This is a genomic window from Halalkalibacter sp. HAAS-P013, assembly GCF_056619925.1.
Genome location: NZ_JBWQTU010000017.1, coordinates 53368 through 70626 on the forward strand (window position 1 = coordinate 53368; position 17259 = coordinate 70626).

General features: G+C 35.2%; 16 protein-coding genes and 2 pseudogenes. 14 read left to right on the plus strand and 4 right to left on the minus strand.

Annotated features, from left to right (window positions below; translation table 11 throughout):
- Positions 1–117 precede the first annotated feature (117 nt).
- Positions 118–354 (plus strand): EamA family transporter, encoded by a 237-nt coding sequence (locus AC1FXP_RS19795; RefSeq protein WP_480063747.1) that lies wholly within the window; start codon positions 118–120, stop codon positions 352–354.
- A gap of 14 nt (positions 355–368) precedes the next feature.
- Positions 369–719 (plus strand): transposase, encoded by a 351-nt coding sequence (locus AC1FXP_RS19800; RefSeq protein ID WP_480063709.1) that lies wholly within the window; start codon positions 369–371, stop codon positions 717–719.
- 166 nt (positions 720–885) lie between these two features.
- On the opposite strand, the gene AC1FXP_RS19805 is transcribed toward AC1FXP_RS19800, so the two are convergent.
- Positions 886–1044, minus strand: coding sequence for a hypothetical protein (locus AC1FXP_RS19805; protein WP_480063710.1), 159 nt, complete (start codon positions 1042–1044; stop codon positions 886–888).
- A gap of 662 nt (positions 1045–1706) precedes the next feature.
- Positions 1707–2123 carry an NAD(+)--rifampin ADP-ribosyltransferase gene (gene arr / locus AC1FXP_RS19810; protein WP_480063711.1) on the minus strand — a complete coding sequence of 139 codons (417 nt, stop codon included), beginning with the start codon at positions 2121–2123 and terminating at the stop codon, positions 1707–1709.
- A gap of 646 nt (positions 2124–2769) precedes the next feature.
- On the opposite strand from arr, the pseudogene AC1FXP_RS19815 reads away from it, so the two are divergent.
- From AC1FXP_RS19815 to AC1FXP_RS19825, 3 genes and pseudogenes are all read left to right on the plus strand, one after another.
- Positions 2770–2938 (plus strand): annotated as a pseudogene (locus AC1FXP_RS19815) (CPCC family cysteine-rich protein); the annotation flags it as partial.
- Positions 2939–3232: 294 nt separating this feature from the next.
- On the plus strand, positions 3233–3583 hold the full coding sequence (locus AC1FXP_RS19820; protein ID WP_480063712.1) for a hypothetical protein: 351 nt from the start codon (positions 3233–3235) through the stop codon (positions 3581–3583).
- 273 nt (positions 3584–3856) lie between these two features.
- Positions 3857–4042 (plus strand): hypothetical protein, encoded by a 186-nt coding sequence (locus AC1FXP_RS19825; RefSeq protein WP_480063713.1) that lies wholly within the window; start codon positions 3857–3859, stop codon positions 4040–4042.
- Positions 4043–4362: 320 nt separating this feature from the next.
- Here AC1FXP_RS19825 and AC1FXP_RS19830 read toward each other — a convergent pair whose 3' ends face one another.
- Together AC1FXP_RS19830 and AC1FXP_RS19835 are read right to left on the minus strand one after the other, a co-directional pair.
- Positions 4363–4542 carry a hypothetical protein gene (locus tag AC1FXP_RS19830; RefSeq protein WP_480063714.1) on the minus strand — a complete coding sequence of 60 codons (180 nt, stop codon included), beginning with the start codon at positions 4540–4542 and terminating at the stop codon, positions 4363–4365.
- A 507-nt stretch (positions 4543–5049) separates the two neighbouring features.
- On the minus strand, positions 5050–5511 hold the full coding sequence (locus AC1FXP_RS19835; RefSeq protein WP_480063748.1) for an ArsI/CadI family heavy metal resistance metalloenzyme: 462 nt from the start codon (positions 5509–5511) through the stop codon (positions 5050–5052).
- A gap of 250 nt (positions 5512–5761) precedes the next feature.
- On the opposite strand from AC1FXP_RS19835, the pseudogene AC1FXP_RS19840 reads away from it, so the two are divergent.
- The 9 genes and pseudogenes from AC1FXP_RS19840 to AC1FXP_RS19880 form a co-directional block, all read left to right on the plus strand.
- Positions 5762–6510 (plus strand): annotated as a pseudogene (locus AC1FXP_RS19840) (NAD(P)/FAD-dependent oxidoreductase); the annotation flags it as partial.
- Positions 6510–6938, plus strand: coding sequence for a protein-tyrosine phosphatase family protein (locus AC1FXP_RS19845; RefSeq protein WP_480063715.1), 429 nt, complete (start codon positions 6510–6512; stop codon positions 6936–6938). The pseudogene AC1FXP_RS19840 and the gene AC1FXP_RS19845, both read left to right, overlap by 1 nt.
- A 335-nt stretch (positions 6939–7273) precedes the next feature.
- Entirely contained in the window at positions 7274–8896 is a 1623-nt protein-coding gene (locus AC1FXP_RS19850) for a Na/Pi cotransporter family protein (protein ID WP_480063716.1), read from the plus strand.
- A 469-nt stretch (positions 8897–9365) separates the two neighbouring features.
- Positions 9366–9680: a GntR family transcriptional regulator gene (locus AC1FXP_RS19855; RefSeq protein WP_480063717.1), complete on the plus strand. Its 315-nt coding sequence runs from the start codon at positions 9366–9368 to the stop codon at positions 9678–9680.
- Positions 9681–10168: 488 nt separating this feature from the next.
- On the plus strand, positions 10169–11926 hold the full coding sequence (locus AC1FXP_RS19860; protein WP_480063718.1) for a sensor histidine kinase: 1758 nt from the start codon (positions 10169–10171) through the stop codon (positions 11924–11926).
- The gene (locus tag AC1FXP_RS19865; RefSeq protein WP_480063719.1) at positions 11916–13079 is read left to right on the plus strand and encodes a response regulator; all 1164 of its coding nucleotides are present in this window, start codon (positions 11916–11918) and stop codon (positions 13077–13079) included. The genes AC1FXP_RS19860 and AC1FXP_RS19865 overlap by 11 nt, the downstream gene beginning before the upstream one ends.
- Positions 13080–13104: 25 nt before the next feature.
- Positions 13105–14352 carry an ABC transporter substrate-binding protein gene (locus AC1FXP_RS19870; protein ID WP_480063720.1) on the plus strand — a complete coding sequence of 416 codons (1248 nt, stop codon included), beginning with the start codon at positions 13105–13107 and terminating at the stop codon, positions 14350–14352.
- Between the two features lie 615 nt (positions 14353–14967).
- The gene (locus tag AC1FXP_RS19875; RefSeq protein ID WP_480063721.1) at positions 14968–16263 is read left to right on the plus strand and encodes a sugar ABC transporter substrate-binding protein; all 1296 of its coding nucleotides are present in this window, start codon (positions 14968–14970) and stop codon (positions 16261–16263) included.
- Between the two features lie 65 nt (positions 16264–16328).
- Positions 16329–17255 (plus strand): carbohydrate ABC transporter permease, encoded by a 927-nt coding sequence (locus AC1FXP_RS19880; protein WP_480063722.1) that lies wholly within the window; start codon positions 16329–16331, stop codon positions 17253–17255.
- Positions 17256–17259 lie beyond the last annotated feature (4 nt).

Genomic DNA, 17259 nt, shown 5'->3' on the forward strand with positions numbered 1-17259 from the left:
ACTTTAAAGTATTGGGGGATGGGAACCTTTTTTCTGTTATTCAAAAATCGTGATCTTCCCAACGAAATTCAACCTATCTTCATATATACAGTATGAAGACATACATACGAAATATTAATTCAAACAATGCCAATATTTTTAGCATCTGAGTTAAGATTTTTAGTAGCATCTCTTATATTAGTACCCTTACTAATTTTCAAAGAGGGGATTCCTTCATTAAATAAAAAAGATATTGTTATTCTCTTTTCCCAATCTCTAACCGGAGTGTTTTTATTTAGTATCTTTATGTTGTATGGCTTAAAATTTACCTCTGCATTGGAAGCAGGAATAATTACTAGTAAGCCAATCCTTTAACTTATAAGTAGGCTGTGGAGGTACCGACCCCCAAAAAGTTAGAGTTGAAAACTAACTTTTGTGGGTGTTTTTATGGCCAATATAGCGAGGAATTTAAAATAAAGCTTGTTACTGAGTATTTACATGGAAATCTTGGATATAAATTATTGGCGCAGAAATACAATATGCCCTCTCAAACACCATTACACAATTGGGTAAGAGCCTATAAGGCCCAAGGGATGGAGGGATTAAAGCAAGAAATGTATTATGGGGAAGGATTAGTAAGCTATGAAGAATTAAAAAGACGGATTAAAGAATATATCTATTGGTACAACCATGAAAGATCAAAAGACAAACTGGCAGGATTGAGCCCAGTTGAATACTGAACTCAATCCTGCCAATCAGCTGCATAATAAAACTCTAACTTTTAGGGGGAAGCACCACTGTGAATTAGCAGTCTGCTCTCTTTTTTACTCGTTGTAGACCTATAAGAATGAGAGGTCAGCCTACCTTTTGGGTTTTAATCCTTTTATTAGTATGTTAGTAATGATTTTAAACATCAGCTAATGCGAAACAAGGATCATTAAAGTATACAACTTCGGAAATAATTCTGTAGCCTTGAATGTTCTCAAAAGCTTCTCTTGCTTCTTTTTCTGTGTCAAATTCAAACATCGTAGTGTTTCCCTTTGAATAGGTAGTGATGATCCACATAAAAAGTTGGCCTCCTTTTTCCATAGATTGATAATGTTTGTACTCATATCTTATCCCCTCTCTAATGTGTTCGCCAACCCATGTGTAATATTTTCTGGCAGAAAATTATATTTTTCAAAAAATAAATATAGTTGCTTATTTTTGATGACTCATTACGAATACTGTCACTTTAAAATAAAGTCACGGTGTTTATAAAAAAAAACCGCGATGTTTGTGCGCCTTTGGATCTGGTGTTTTTATAGTGGAAAGTGAAAAGAAGATCTGAAATGATAGGTGGATTAAGGAACTGTTGAGTGGCAATAAAGTTACTCCACTAAAGAGCAGATAGTTTAATAAGGCATTTGGGTATAAATGCAAAAACGTAGATGGTTTTGCGAAAAGATACTTAAGTAAAGGCAATAAGTAATAGTAATACGGAAGAAGAGGTCATTATAATTACTACGTAACTATTAAATTCGTTTTTGAATGGATATCCCTCTAAAGGATTAGAGGGAGGAGTTCGGTTTAAATTTGTACAGATGTCAAAAGTTGGGCGGGTGTGGGCGACACTTAAATTCCAACTTTTGCGCTTTTTGGTGCGCTCCGGTGCCGAAACGAAAACCAATTGTAAAAGCAAGTTGATTATTGGTTTTTTTTAGTCATAATTTTATAGATGTTGAAGGTTAATCATCTATTACAGCTTTTCCTTGTTCACGTAACTTTTTTAAAGATGTAAGCATATGATTTATTTCTTCATCGGAATGTCTTTCCCATGAGCTTAATTCAGCGATTATTTTCAAAGGAGATTTAGACCTAAAAGAACGTGTTGGGTTTCCAGGAAATTTTTTGTCAGTTAAGTTCGGATCATTTTCAAAATCACCTAATGGTTCTACAATGTAAATTCTTTCTTTTGAATTAGAAGTTGCTAATTCAGCACCCCATTTTGCCGCATCTAATGTTGCAGTGAAATATATATAGTTAGATTTTTTGTCTTGGTAATTCGATAAGTGGTGCGGTTCTAATAGATCTCCAATTTTTAGTTCTGCTTTAGTACCATGAAAGAAAGGACCATTATCTAAGACATCTTTTTTGTCAGTCATACTGATACACCTCTTATATTTTTAGATTTGTATAAAACAGTATAGGACAGGAACTTTAGAAAGTGTAGTCTATAAATAATTTATAATTGAGAGTATAATGTAAGTAGAGAGAATGTTCTCGAACGATAAATACCTATTATCTACGCTTTAATTAGCAATCAAAGTTTATGGTTGCAGGGGTTTTATGGACTGACATATATGTTTTGTATAAAAAAACGGTATTTAAACAATCTGCCCCTATAATTGAAGAACGTTATTAAATTTTTCTTTTGATCATCTTTACTTGGTTTTGAAAATATAGGGGATAATTAAGTGAAAAGAATAAGAGGAAAAAAGTCACCTTTAATCAGGTGGCTTTCAGTTTATATACTAAGATTAAGTGATTGGGTGCTATTATTGCAAAGAAGAGAAAGAGGGTCGCGGGGACGGGTTCCTCGTCCCGGATACACGTTCGAAATAATTTATAATAAAATAAGACTATTAGTCATAATATAGGAGTACCGAAATCTGTGTTGATCTTGTGATGTAATAACTGTGGATGCAAGTTGATTATAGAAGAAGTTACTGTGTCAGCTGTTTTAAAAGAGCAGCTTATGAGTTGGGCAATGTTGTATGGTGAGTGAATTGCCAGGTCAGGTTCCTGAAAGATGATGGAGTTCAATTTGATGACCCTGATTATGGCGGGGGGGCAAATATCCCTTCTTTAAGGCAAGCACAGAAAAACTATATTTCATTTGGGGCATGTGAGGAAAGGTGTATCGAGTTTGTAAGAAAACCAAAATGATGTTAAAGACTCTAATTGGAAACCGTTATAGCTTTTTATTGTAATGGGTAGCGTCCCTTCAACAAGGGATGCTTTTTTCTTTGACAATAAAAAGGAAATTAATGTTAAAGTAAAGGGAAGAAACAGAACAGTTTAGTGTAAGAAGGCAATATAGATTGTTTCATTATTATTATAACGGTGCGTTTTATTGAAGGTGATTTCTTGACATTTGTTATTCCCGCATGGCTAGACTCAATTCTTCGGATATTACGATCATTCTTTTAATAATATTATACAGTTATATAGTTTTTAAGACATTTGAAAGATTTAAGATAAAGGCAAATCAATGGGTAATTTACTTGCGTTAATTGGTACGCAATTCATTCTTGAAAAACAATACAAACATTTTTATCCCCATGAAGGTCCCATTGTGATTAAAGGGAACGGTGAAATAGTAGAAAACGCTACAAATAAACGTCTAATTACTACTGATAATGATTTATTTATATTTATTGGTGGTGGTTTACCATTTCAGGATACAATGTCATATTCATTTGATACAAAAGACGAAAAAAGACAAGGTGTAGAAATACTACTATCTTTTCATGAACCGGACGTTGTAGCAATTATGACGACGTTTCAAGTGTTCAAAGAGGTAGTAAAGCCATATGATCGTTCTCTAATAGATTTCTTTTAATTTTTCATCTACTACGATGAAGTAATAGATGAAAAATTAAAAGCCGAAGTTAGCCAACAGATAGGCATGCTTACCAAGGAAGAAATAACGAAAGAATTAATGATACAAATGATTGAAACTTTTGAATCTCAAGTCATGGATGAACATGAAAAGAAACTGTTTTCGATAGTGTTGAATTAATTGTTACTATTTTTTGTTATTCAAGTAACGGTGTGCAATTGTCTGTATTGCTCACTGTATAAACATTAACTAAGTAGGGGGGATACAGCCGATATGATCAAGGAAAGCATCCGCTTACCCTTAATCTCTTTTATAGCAAGTACTGCTTGGCAATTATTTGCTAATAAAGAGGTTAATTGGATTGAAAATATATCGATCTCTTTTATCATGTTCTTGATTATTATTTTTTATAATTGGTCTAAAGTTCCATATGAATGGAAGAAGCCAAACAATGAGTAAGATAAGGAATTCAAGTTAAGGGGGAGTTGGAGGGGGCGGAGACGGTTCCTTGTCCCACCTTGGCGGTTACCAATCGTCTCAAGTGGACTCACGTTCCCTTATCTATGACAAAAACAGTGTTTTGGGGGTGTTTGAGGACTGTGGTTCCGCTATTTTTGTTAGAAGGGTGTTAATGATAGCAAATTTCTGAAAATAGCGGATTCTGTGTCCACCAAACCCTTAAAAATGCTAGATTTTGATGAAATAACGGAACTGGAGTCCGCTCGCAGTAAAAAAAGCCTGGTGCTGGTCGAACGCGTCATCAGAGATTGTTTCTTTTTTTATTCAGTGATTAAATCATACACCTCGTCAACAATTTCTTCATCTTGAACGTCAAATTCCATTCTTAAACGATGGCGAATCATCGTTTTATTGACGGATCCTTCCGTAATATGAACAGCATTTGTTTTTATCCAATCGGCCATCTGTTGAATGTGGCTTTGGTCTTTTGAATGACTCATCTTGCATTCCCCTTCCTAAAAACCTTTCTTACTAGCATTTTCTAAACAAACATTTATATACTTGATCAATCGGCTTCTTTTTGGAGTACGGCGGAAATAGGTGTGGAATACTTTTTGTTTCGGAAGTCTTGACTTCAGTTTTTCGATGAACTGAGTTTCGTTTGTTCTAATAACAGACTCTTTAGTTGCTCAAGTCTTACTTTGGAAAGCTTCCATTCAAATTAGCGTATGAAAGAAAGTGGTTTTTTCAATTTAAGAAGCGCAAGAAAATGCCTAACCTTTCAGAAATCGCCACGGATATGGTAAAAGGCGGTTCTCATAAGCTTGATTTCTGGATATTAGTATTGTCTTTTAACCCTACATTTGTAGTAGACAATTATTGCACAGTAGACTAAATACTGCGGGGTAACCCTGTGAAAGAATATACCTAGAGTAAAGGGCTAGCTATTAAACAGTTGAAAACAGACATCTTCTGTATAGAGAAGATGTCTGTTTCTTGTTTAAATGTTATTTTTTATTAGAAGTAATAAATTCTATAGACTGCTGAGTTGGAGGGGCGCAACAAAGAGAAATATCGCGTGACTCTCCTGCTGACTCAAATTCAGAATCTTCTTTAGTGTAGAAAATCTCCCACGCATTCCCATCTGGATCATATACCCATACTTTATCTTGAACTGCATAGCAACAAGTCGTATTCATCTCGTCTGTTAAAAGTAAACCACTTTCTCGGAGTCGTTCTCCCATTTTAAGTACATCGTCGGTACTGCTTATCTGGAAACCTAAATGATTTAAAACCCCTTTTTGATTAAAGGGTCTTACATTTAAAGAGAAATGAAGAGCGGGTTCATTAAGTTCAAACTTTGCATAATTATCTTTAATTTTTGTTGGTTCCTGCCCAAAAAAACTTTTATAAAATTCTAATGACTTTGTTAAATCTGTGCAATTAATTGCAACATGCAATCTGTTTATCATTTTTATTTCATTCCTTTAGCATATTTTTTTATTTCAGGAAGTATGCAACGATTGATAATATATAAGTGGTTGCTTATATTAGATTTCGCTTATATGTTAGATCACTAAAACACAAATGTCAATCGAATCCTCTCTTGAATTTATTGTTTGATTAACAGCTTAAATAATTAGTCATTAAGTTATTTCATTTTCTTTACAAAATCTTTACGTTGTCGACCTTTTTATAGTCTTATAATTAAATATATAATTTGGCGCTGAATTTAAAAGAGGATGGGTTACAGGTGTTGATTTCTCGAGAAAACCATATCGATTACAAGTAAGTGGACTAGGTGAAATTGAGACCGAGTCACTTATTCTATCTACTGGCGCCTCAGCGAAACTATTAAATATACCAGGTGAAAAGGAAAGTATCGGACGAGGAGTTAGTACATGTGCAACATGCGATGGTTTTTTCTTTAGAGGTAAAAAGGTAATTATTGTCGGTGGCGGTGATTCTGCTATGGAAGAAGCAAATTTTTTAACGAAGTTTGCTAATGAAGTAATCATTGTTCATAGAAGAAATGAGCTTCGAGCTTCAAAAATTATGCAGGATCGAGCAAGACAGAATCCAAAAATTGTTTGGCAACTTAATAATACTCCATTAGAAGTAGTGGCAAATGAAAAAGGAGTACGGGTTTGAAAGTAAAGAATAATGATTCAAATGAAGAAGCAATCATTCCGACTGATGGTATTTTTGTTGCAATCGGCCACATCCCAAATACTTCATTCTTAAAAAATCAAATAGATACAGATGAAACAGGCTATATTAACGTTATACCTGGTACAACGGAAACCAACCTTCCTGGAGTATTTGCATGTGGTGATGTACAGGATAAAAAATATCGTCAAGCAATTACAGCTGCAGGAAGCGGATGTATGGCAGCCCTGGATGCAGAAAGATATCTTGAAGGTAATATTGTACATGATTGGAGTCAATCAAATGAAGGAGAGAGTTGATGGCAACTAAGAAATATCATGAATTAATTAACGATCGAATATATATTGGCGGAGCGGATGATATTGATGATGTGTTCAATAATGAAAAAGTAGATATTGCTTTTGATTTAAGAGCAGAGGCACCTAAAGAAGAAACAAAACATAATCGAGTACATAGCCCGATTGTTGATGACGCGAATCATCAAGATGACTCTGTTAAGCATTCCATTGATCAAGTAATTAATGCTTTTAATGAGGGGAAAAATGTCTATTTCCACTGTCAAGGCGGGAGCAATCGAACAGGAACGGTAGCAATTGGAACCCTTTTGGCATTAGGAAAAGTTGATACAATCGAAGATGCAGAAAAAATGGCAAAGGTTTTTCGGCCGAAAATAAATGTGAAACCTGAGATGAAAGAAACATTGAAAAGAATTTTTACAAATGCATAATTAACCGAAGAAGTAAAAAAGATAAAGCTTTTTTTCTAAGGCTTTATCTTTTTTATTTAAATAAATATGCGGCATGATTCCTCTTGTTAAAATATATCAATGCACACGAAGGATTATTCGAAGGCATATATATTGGGATTTGATACAAAATAAATACAGCGATAATAGAAAATAACTCCTAAGATAAACCTAATGGTCTGGTGTTTACATAAACTTTACAAAACCTTTACAAAGAATCTATTTACTTTTTATAAGGCATTCTATAGCATTGTTAGGGGTAAACGACTTTGTAGAAAAATGTCGAATGGATACAGAAGAAGGGATGATTTGTAAAAATGGATTTACAAACACTACTGTTTATGTTTTTTGGGGGCCTGGGGATCTTCCTATTTGGGATTAAATATTTAGGGGATGGTCTTCAAAAAGTTGCAGGTGATGGACTTAGAGATTTGCTTGATCGTTTTACAACAAATCCATTAATGGGTGTACTAGCGGGGATTTTTGTTACAGTCTTACTCCAAACTAGTACAGGGACAACGGTGTTAACAATTGGATTAGTGAATGCTGGATTTATGACTTTAAAGCAAGCAATTGGTGTAATCATTGGTGCTAACATTGGTACAACGGTAACAGCATTTATCATTGGTATTAAAATTTCAGCATATGCATTACCAATTGTTGCGTTAGGAACATTTTTAATCTTCTTCTTCAAAAACAATAGAATCAACAATTACGGACAAGTAATTTTTGGATTTGGTGCTTTATTTTTAGGGCTAAATCTTATGGGAGATGGTCTTAGGCCACTTCGAGAAGTCCAAGCTTTTGCAGATTTAACAGTAAGCATGAGTGAAAATCCACTATTAGGAGTTCTTATTGGGACAATCTTTACCGTGGCTGTTCAAAGTTCAACTGCTGCCATTGGGTTGCTTCAAACACTTTTTGGACAAGGTTTAATGGACTTAAATGCTGCGTTACCAGTTCTGTTCGGTGATAATATTGGTACGACAATTACGGCTGTATTAGCTGCCATAGGTACTTCCGTTGCAGCAAAGCGCGCAGCTTTAACACACGTTATCTTTAACTTAATTGGTACTACTATTGTGTTAATCCTTCTAAGACCTTTTACAATATTAATTGAGTATATTCGTGACAGTTTAAATCTAAACCCCGAGATGACTATTGCCTTCGCACATGGAATTTTTAATGTAACCAATGCAATAATTCAGTTACCGTTTGTAGCAGTTTTAGCATGGATCGTTATTAAACTTATACCTGGTCAAGATTCAGCGATTCCATACAAAGCTGTTCATTTAGATGAAAAATTCATTAGACAATCACCTGGTATTGCTATTGGTCAAGGAAAAAAAGAAGTAATGCGTATGGCGGAACTATCTGAAAATGGGATTAAAGAAGTAAGTCTTTATTTTAAAACACAGGGCAAAAAGCATAGGGAACTTATTCCACAATATGAAGATGCGATTAACAATTTAGATAAAAAAATTACCGATTATTTAGTTCGAGTGTCATCTCATTCTCTATCTGACCAAGATTCAAAAGCGCACCATACACTTATGAATTCAATTCGAGACTTTGAGCGTATTGGTGATCACATGGAAAACATTATGGAGCTTGTTGAGTACCAAATTACAAATAAAGTTACGTTCTCTGATTCGGCCATTGCTGACTTAGATGAGATGTTTGACCTAACTTTATCTACATTGAAGCAAGCTATTAAAGCTTTGGATACGGAAGATATCAATGAAGCTAGAGCTGTTCTTGAAAAAGAGGAGAAGATCGATAAAATGGAGCGTGACCTTCGTAAGAAGCATATCATTCGTATAAATGAAAATAGATGTACAGGATCGGCTGGAATTATTTACGTGGATATTATCAGCAATTTAGAACGTGTTGGGGATCATGCGGTGAATATTGCAGAAGAGGTTATTGGTGAGGAATAAGGAAGAAATTTCAAAAAAGAAGACCAAAACAATAAAGTTTTGGTCTTCTTTTTTGAATTAATGTACGGTTAGATAAGTATAGTACATATATTTGACGGATACTGCGCAACAAATAATTTCGTTTATGAACGAATGTTCTTTAAAGTAAAGAGGTTTTATTTTATCGGTGGTAGGCTTTCAACAATCGGGCGCTTTAATTGAATAAATGGAGAACACATATTAGTCATAATTTATATGTGCTCTCCTTTATTTATTAATATTTTTTCAATAATTAAGTTCTTGATAATATAATTGTACCAACTTTATTGTCACTCATTCATTTTAGCAGTCCCGTATTTTGAATGTCTGTCTGAATTTGAAAATCCATTTTTAATCGGGGGTAGAATTCGGATCTCCATTTTTTAAACTCTTCTCTAGGGATACTCCCTCTAAAAAATTGAGATTACTGTAATGGAGGGAGGGGGAAGCGATGAAGCTACCGATTCGTGTTTCAGAGGAAAGCAGAGAACCAATCTACCATCAAATTGAAACCCAAGTGAAAGCGCTAATTGTTGGTGGACATCTTCCACCAGGAACACCGCTTCCATCCATTCGAGTCATGCCCAGTGAGTTAGCGTGCAGTGTCATTACAACGAGGCGAGTCTATCAAAATTTAGAAAGTAGTGGCTATATCAAATCCGTACAAGAATTCCGGTTGGACCAAATGAACGAACTTGGATTCAGAAGGAGAAGCAATTTCAGTCAAATTTCTTTTCTCCCCCCAAAATTTAGCCTTTCTGCATGAACTCACCGTTACATAATTACAGAAAGGACAACTATCAGAAGAGGAGATGCAAATCGGCATTCTCAATAATAAGAATTTAAACATAAATCAAAAGAATACCCCATATTAAAAGCGCTTTATATCAAATACGATAAAATAGGTAAGAAATATATATCTATTAGAGGTTGTTCCAAAAGGTAGTCTTTTTTACCTTTTGGAACAAGCTTGAAGAAATGAGCGCAGCATGCGAAACCATTGCACATACTTTTTATACGAATACTAAGGCGTTAGTCCTGGTTTTCATTCATCGTGGTGTTTGCTAAAACATGTGGGATTTTGAACACGCTCTATTAGAGTAAGTTAAGAATGATTACTGCTAGAACATATAAGATGGTTCTACCTTACAGATTTATACGTCGTTAAATATACCATTATTACCTTGTATACTTGCTCCTATACGCATGATAATATTTCTGTATTACAAATTATTTTAGAAAAATGGGTGTTTTATGAAATTTCAAAAGAAAATTCTCATTGCATTTTTGTTTTTTATTTTATTGCCGATTTTTATTTTAGGGTTCGTTTCGTATCATGTAACCTCTTCAACATTAAAAAACAAGGTAGGGAATGAGACGCTGCAAACTTTGAATACCCTTGACCTTAATGTAAATATGGTTATTTCTGAGGTTAATAATTTATCAAATTACATTACCTCGTCCAGAGAAGTTCAAGAATTTATTAAGTATAATGATGCGCAGTCACTGCTGGATTTTTATAATCAAGGTCAAGCAATTGCAGGACTTTTGTATGGTCAGTCTAAACTTGACGATCTAGTTCTTTATAGTGCTACCGGACAAGTCTATAGTTTTAAAAGAACGGTAACACCATCATTTGGACAATTTCAAGAAACAGAGTTTTATAATGTGATGGTAGAAGAAGAAGGCCGGCCCGTTTGGCTATCGACTGTCGAAAGTGATAAATTTGTTGAAAATGAGAATCCAATTTTTTCACAAGGACGTGTCATTAAAGATGTTAACACCCTTCGTGATATCGGTTATCTGATTCTTGATGTGAAGCTGGATCGTTTTGATGAAGTGTTTAAGGGTCTTCAGCAACAAGGATCACAGGAAATGATCGTCAATCATCAAGGCGAGATTGTTTATAGCATTAACCATCAATTGATTGGTGAAACAGTTGAGCTGCCAAGTTCTATGGAGATTGGTCAATCAGGAACGTTGATAGAAGACTGGGGCCAAGAAAAAAGTTTGATTTCATTCATTCCCATCACATTAAATGAGTTTGAATCTACTCAACTGTTTCTTATATCTGTTAAGCCATGGGGCTTCATCACGAATGAAACAAAGGTTATTCGGAATGTAACCATTTTGTTAGTCATTCTTGTGACAGTATTTGCGGTTTGTTTTAAACAATTATTCCTAAATAGAATTATCCACTTTATTACAGAATTTCAAGATAATATGAAAATGATAGAAAAAGGACAATTGAATACAAGAATGAAAGCGTTTTCTATACTGGAATTAAATCATCTATCTAAAGGTTTTAATAGAATGGTCAAGGAAATATCAACGCTGTTAAATCGTGTTAAAAATGAACAGGAACGAAAAAGAAAAGCAGAGTTTAAAGTGCTGCAAAATCAGATCAATCCACATTTTTTATATAATACGCTTGAATCAATCAATTCCATGGCAGTGCTGCATGGAAGCAGAGACATTAGTAAAATGACGATCAATCTCGGAAAGCTACTGCGAATTAGTATTAATGCTGCTGATAAAGTGACCGTCAATGATGAAGTGCGCCACGTCATTAGTTATATGGAAATCCAAAAGGTTCGCTTTGATGAACGGTTTACGTTTGAAATTGAGATTGATAAACAATTAGAACACTATTTTATATTAAAACTTATACTGCAGCCATTAGTAGAGAATATCTTAATTCACGCTTTTGACCGGAATAAAACAGATGGCATTATTAAGATTCGTGGAGGTATCTCTAGAAGCGAAGGTTTTTTCTTTATTGAAGATAATGGAGTGGGGATAACAAATGATGTCCTTGTAACGTTTAATCAATGCAATCAGGGTAGCGAAACATCTAGTCAGAAAATCGGTTGTGGAGTGATGAATGTTCAAGAGCGTCTTAAACTTTATTATGGTGAATGTTACGGAATGGTGATTTGTTCGGAGGAGAACAAGGGAACAACGATTAAGCTTACATTTCCGCTAAGTGAGGGTGAACAAGATGACATATAAAGTGGTACTAGTTGACGATGAGTCGCTCATTCTTAAAAGTTTAAAGAAAGTCATTGACTGGCAAGCTTTTGATTGTGAGGTTGCAGGAACGGCTAATGATGGACAGGAGGCAGTTTCTCTTATTAAGGACATTCAACCAGAGATTGTCATCACCGATATTTGTATGCCAGAAATGAACGGACTTGAGTTACTAAAAGAGGTGCAAACGTTTCAAGCAAGACCTGAAGTGATTTTGTTAAGTGGATACAATGAATTTAAATATGCAAGAGAAGGATTACAAAATAACGCATCTGATTACATTTTAAAACCGATTGATCATGAAGAATTAGAAGCGTGTATACGCAGGGTTATTGTTAAATACAAAGATGAGAAGAAAAAAGAATATGAATATAGGAAACATAATCTCTACGAAGCACTAACACTTGGAAGTACAACAAATGACGATGACGATCATACTCATGTCATTGTTAAGATTGAATTTAATAAACCATCAGCAAATGATGAACAGCAAATAAAAGAGTGGGCAGATCAAGAAATAAGAGAAAGGTTTACAGACGTTTTTTTCTATAAAGTTGAAAATTCTAGCTATGTGCTTGTTTATGCACATCATAAAGAGGATGTTTCACTAGATCAAAAAGTGAAGGAAGAGATGCGAGAGTTAAGTGAGAGGATCGATATTCTCGTGAAAATAGCGGTAGGAAAAGAAGTTATTGGTATAAGTAACCTGTACAATTCTTATCAGCAAACATGTAAATTGCTTGAATCTGCTTCGTTTTTAAAAATGAAATTGGTTTCCGAAGAGGATATAAAAAATGAATATCATTCAAAATATTCTCCTGACGCAGCAATCCAAAAAGCAAAGTCATACTTGAAGGAAAACTTTACAAAGGAGATTGGCATTGAGTCGGTGGCTGAGGAAATCGATTTTAGTGTCAGTTATTTTAGCGTTTTATTTAAGCAAAAAACAGGAGTAACGTTTCTAGAATATCTGACCAACCTTCGAATTGAACATGCCTGTGTACTGTTAAAAACAACGGATTTAAAGACTTACGAAATTGCTCATATGGTTGGTTACAGTGATCAACGATACTTTAGTCAAGTGTTTAAAAAGCGTCTGTCTGTCACTCCAAGTCAATATAGAAAAAGTGATTAAGTTCTTTAAATAAGGGGGGCTCAAAATGAAAAAAACAACCATCTTAAGTTGTACTATGATTACCTGTTTATTTTTGAGCGCATGTTCTTTTGGGGATGATGTTCGGACTGAGCAGCATCAGAAAAAACAAATTGAGTTTTTTCAACCAAAAACGAATGTGGTTGAATTCTTTGATCAGTTGATTGAAGAATTTGAATCAGAGAATCCTGATATAGAAGTGAAACAAGTGAATGTTCCAGGTGGCATGGACGTGTTAAAGACGCGGATTGCCCGTGGAGAGGTGCCTGATATTTTTATTACTTATCCAATTGAACAAGATTATGTTATACGTGCAACAAAAGGATATCTTTTAGATCTAACGCAGGAGGATTTTATTGATAATATAGATGCCACGATCCAAAACCGCTATTTAATCGATGAGAAGATGTATGGAGTGGCCTTATCACAAAATGCGGTTGGAGTTTTATACAATAAAGATCAATTTGAAGAATTAGAGCTTGATATTCCAAAGACATGGGATCATTTTATAGAAACATTAGAGAAAATAGAAGTAGCAGGCAAGCAACCCATCTTAATGGCTAATAAAGATCTAGAAAGCATTAGCGTATTTAATCTGTCATTAGTTTCCAATAAGTTTGACAGTAGTTATTGGGAGGTGCTAAATCAGACTCATATAGATATGCGAGATGATCAAAGATGGGTTGAGATCTCTAACAAAATGCTAGAATTTTTAGACTTCTCTCAGGAAGATTCATTTAGTACAGAAGGTGATGATTTAATTAAAGCATTTATCAATGGAGAAGGTGTAATGTGTGTAATGGGAGTCTGGGAAATTCCAAATCTTGAGAAGATAGATCCGAATTTCAACTATGGAATCTTTCCATTCCCTGCAACAAATGATCCGGAAAGAAACAAGGTACTTGGAGGAGTTGATGGTGGATTTGCGATTTCAGCTGATACTAAATATCCAGAAGAAGCTAAAAAGTTCTTGGAATTCCTTGTTGAAAAGGAGAATGCACAAAAATTCTCTGATTATGAGGGGAATATTAGTGCTGTAAAAGGTGTCAACATGAACAATGCGGAAGTAAGTTTGTTAGCTGAGCATATGATTCAAGGAAAATCTGTGAATTGGCCAAACCACTATTGGGTTGGCGGAACGGCAGCTGAGGAGGATTTCAGAAAAATTTCACAGCAATTCTTTTTCGAGCGTGATATCGATGCTTATCTTGAGAGGCTAGAGCTAATGTTTGAGAATTATAGGCAGCAGCAATAGGAATTAACCATACTTCTTTTCGACAATTTTAAAGCTTTTACTAATAAAATCCCCCATATAAGAGAGGGCACTGAAAAAGGTTGGTTTTACCTTTTTCAGTGCCCTTTAAGCAATGAGTGGAGCCGTTGCAGTTTTTTAAAGCTTGCGGATTGAGTGGGTTTCTCAATCCGCAGGCGCGCAACGTTCGGAGCCATTGCCGCTTCCTCGAGTGACTTTCAAGGGGTTTTTCAGTGGCTTCAAATAAGATGGGCGATTTTTATTTTGATTAAGGGAGTTTATTGGAAAATGGTGAGGATAAGTTAATTGTCTTTTCAGAGAAACTTTTTAGAGGAATTTTAGAAGCATTAACACCTCCTTGTTGTGTTGTAGTGATTTCGTTAGATGTTTTAAACCCGATTAAAGGGAAAAAAGGATTTTATTTAAGGTGAATATAGTAAGAATTTGAACAAAAATCAAAGATATACCTCGTTTTGGAAGCGCTTTATTACATATACAATGAATTTATAAGAAGTCGAAACCAAAAAGGAGGTGCAACCTGAACAAATCTAACATGAGTAACTGGTTTTATTCAAAATGTAAACGTGCACATTTAAAAAGACTATAGGGGGAAATAAGATGAAACGTTTTGGTTTAGGCTTCCTTTCATTATTAACGGCAGTAGGAATTGCTACTGGATGTTCTTCTAGTAATGATGTTGTAAGTACTGAGGAGGGCAATAGTAATAATCAATCAAATAGTGAAGAAGTTACATTAACTTTATGGCATCCAGAAGGGGATATGTCAGAAACGTATAAACAAGTGATTGAACAATTCAACGAAGAGTATGAAGGAGAAATTGAGGCCGAAATTACATTTATTCCAAGAGGTAATAAGTATGCCTACGAAGATAAGATTTCAGCAGGTGCGACAAGTAATACATTGCCTGACCTAGTAGCGTTAGATGGTCCGAATGTTGCTAACTATGCAGATGCTGGAATCATCCAACCAATCGATGGCCTTGTTGAAAATCAGGAAGATTTTGTAGAATCGATTATTACGCAAGGTACATTTGATGGAAACCTGTATACGGTTGGACCAACAGAATCGACAGTGGCATTGTTTTATAATGTGAAAATGCTAGAAGACGCAGGAATTACACCGCCTACTACATTGGAAGATGCATGGACATGGGATGAATTCTATGAAGCGGCCAAGACATTAACGGACAAAGAGAATGGTATCTATGGAGTAAACTGGACACTAGACTATGGTGAATGGATTATCTATTTCACAGGGCCTACAGTCTGGAGTAATGGTGGAAGCTTTATTGCTGAAGATGGTTCAACAGCTGAAGGTTATGTAAATGGACCAAAAACAGTGGAAGCATTAGAGTACCTTCAAAAGTTTACCACTGAGGGGTTAGTAAACTTACAACCTACACCTACTGAATTCGAAGATGGAAACGCTGCAATGATGTTAATGGGTTCATGGCAGTGGAATAAATTACAGGACTATCCTGATACGGACTGGGGAATCACCTATTACCCACGAAGCAATGAAGGGGAACAAGTATCTCCATCAGGGGACTGGAACTGGGGAATATCAACAGATACGAAGCATAAAGAAGAAGCAGCTATCCTTTTAAATTATATATTGAACAATGAAAATATTGTCAAGTTAGCTGAAGCAGGAAATAAGCCGGCAGCGCGTATGTCTTCATTTGAAGAAATGTCAGAATGGAATGAAGCACCTCTGAACATTTTAAAAGATCAAGTACTAAATACGGCACATCCAAGACCATCAACCACTTCATACCCTGTATTGTCAACGAGATATGGGCAAGCGGTTCAAAATATTTTCCTTGGTGGTGACGTTCAGGAAGAATTAGATAAAGTAGCAAACGAAGTAGAAATAGATATCGCACGTCAATAGGAATAAATTCATAGAGGCAACGAATGTGATTGCCTCTTTTCATACAAAACAAGGTGGTGGGTAACATGTTGACTTCCAAGGTGGAAGGTAATGCAGTTCCTTTATTAAGAAAAGGGAAAAGTACATCGACATACAAACGGCAACAAAAAATACTAGGAGTGTTGTTTTCTCTTCCGGCCTTAGCCCTAATGTTTACTTTCTTGGTTTTACCAGTTATTTTAGCATTCATTTATAGTTTGATGAACTACAATATGTTAAACCCGAGCAGTAAGACGTTTACTGGTTTGGATAATTATATCAGACTGTTTCAAGATCCACTCTTTTTTACAGCATTAAAAAATACATTGTATTTTACAGCTCTTGTTGTGCCACTTCAATGTGCAGTGGCGCTAGTATTAGCCATACTTGTAAATAAAAAGGTTAAGGTTGCTTCTCTTGGGCGTGTGTTTTTCTTCAGTCCTGTTGTAACTTCGATGGTGGTTGTAGCCATTCTGTGGACGTTTTTATATAACGTAAACAGTGGACTTATAAACAGTGCTTTAAATATTTTTGGAATACCCAATCAACCGTTTCTGTTAAGCCCCGGCCAAGCGATGAACTCTATTATCTTTATGTCTGTTTGGCAGGCTGCAGGATTTCAAATGATGATTTTTTTAGCGGGGTTAAAAGATGTACCTGATACGTTATATGAAGCAGCGGATATTGATGGGGCGAATGCGTGGCAAAAGTTTAGAAACGTCACTCTTCCATCGATTCAACATGTTACAGGTTTCGTCCTGATTATTACAACCATTCAAGCATTTCGATTATTTATTCAACCATACGTCATGACAAACGGGGGACCAAGTGATTCAACAAAAACACTTGTCTTCATGCTTTACGAAAATGGCTTTCAATTTAGAGATGTTGGCTATTCCTCGGCGATAGCCGTTGTGTTTTTCCTTGTAGTTATTATAACGTCCTTAATTCTTAAGAAGGTATTAAAACAATAAAGGG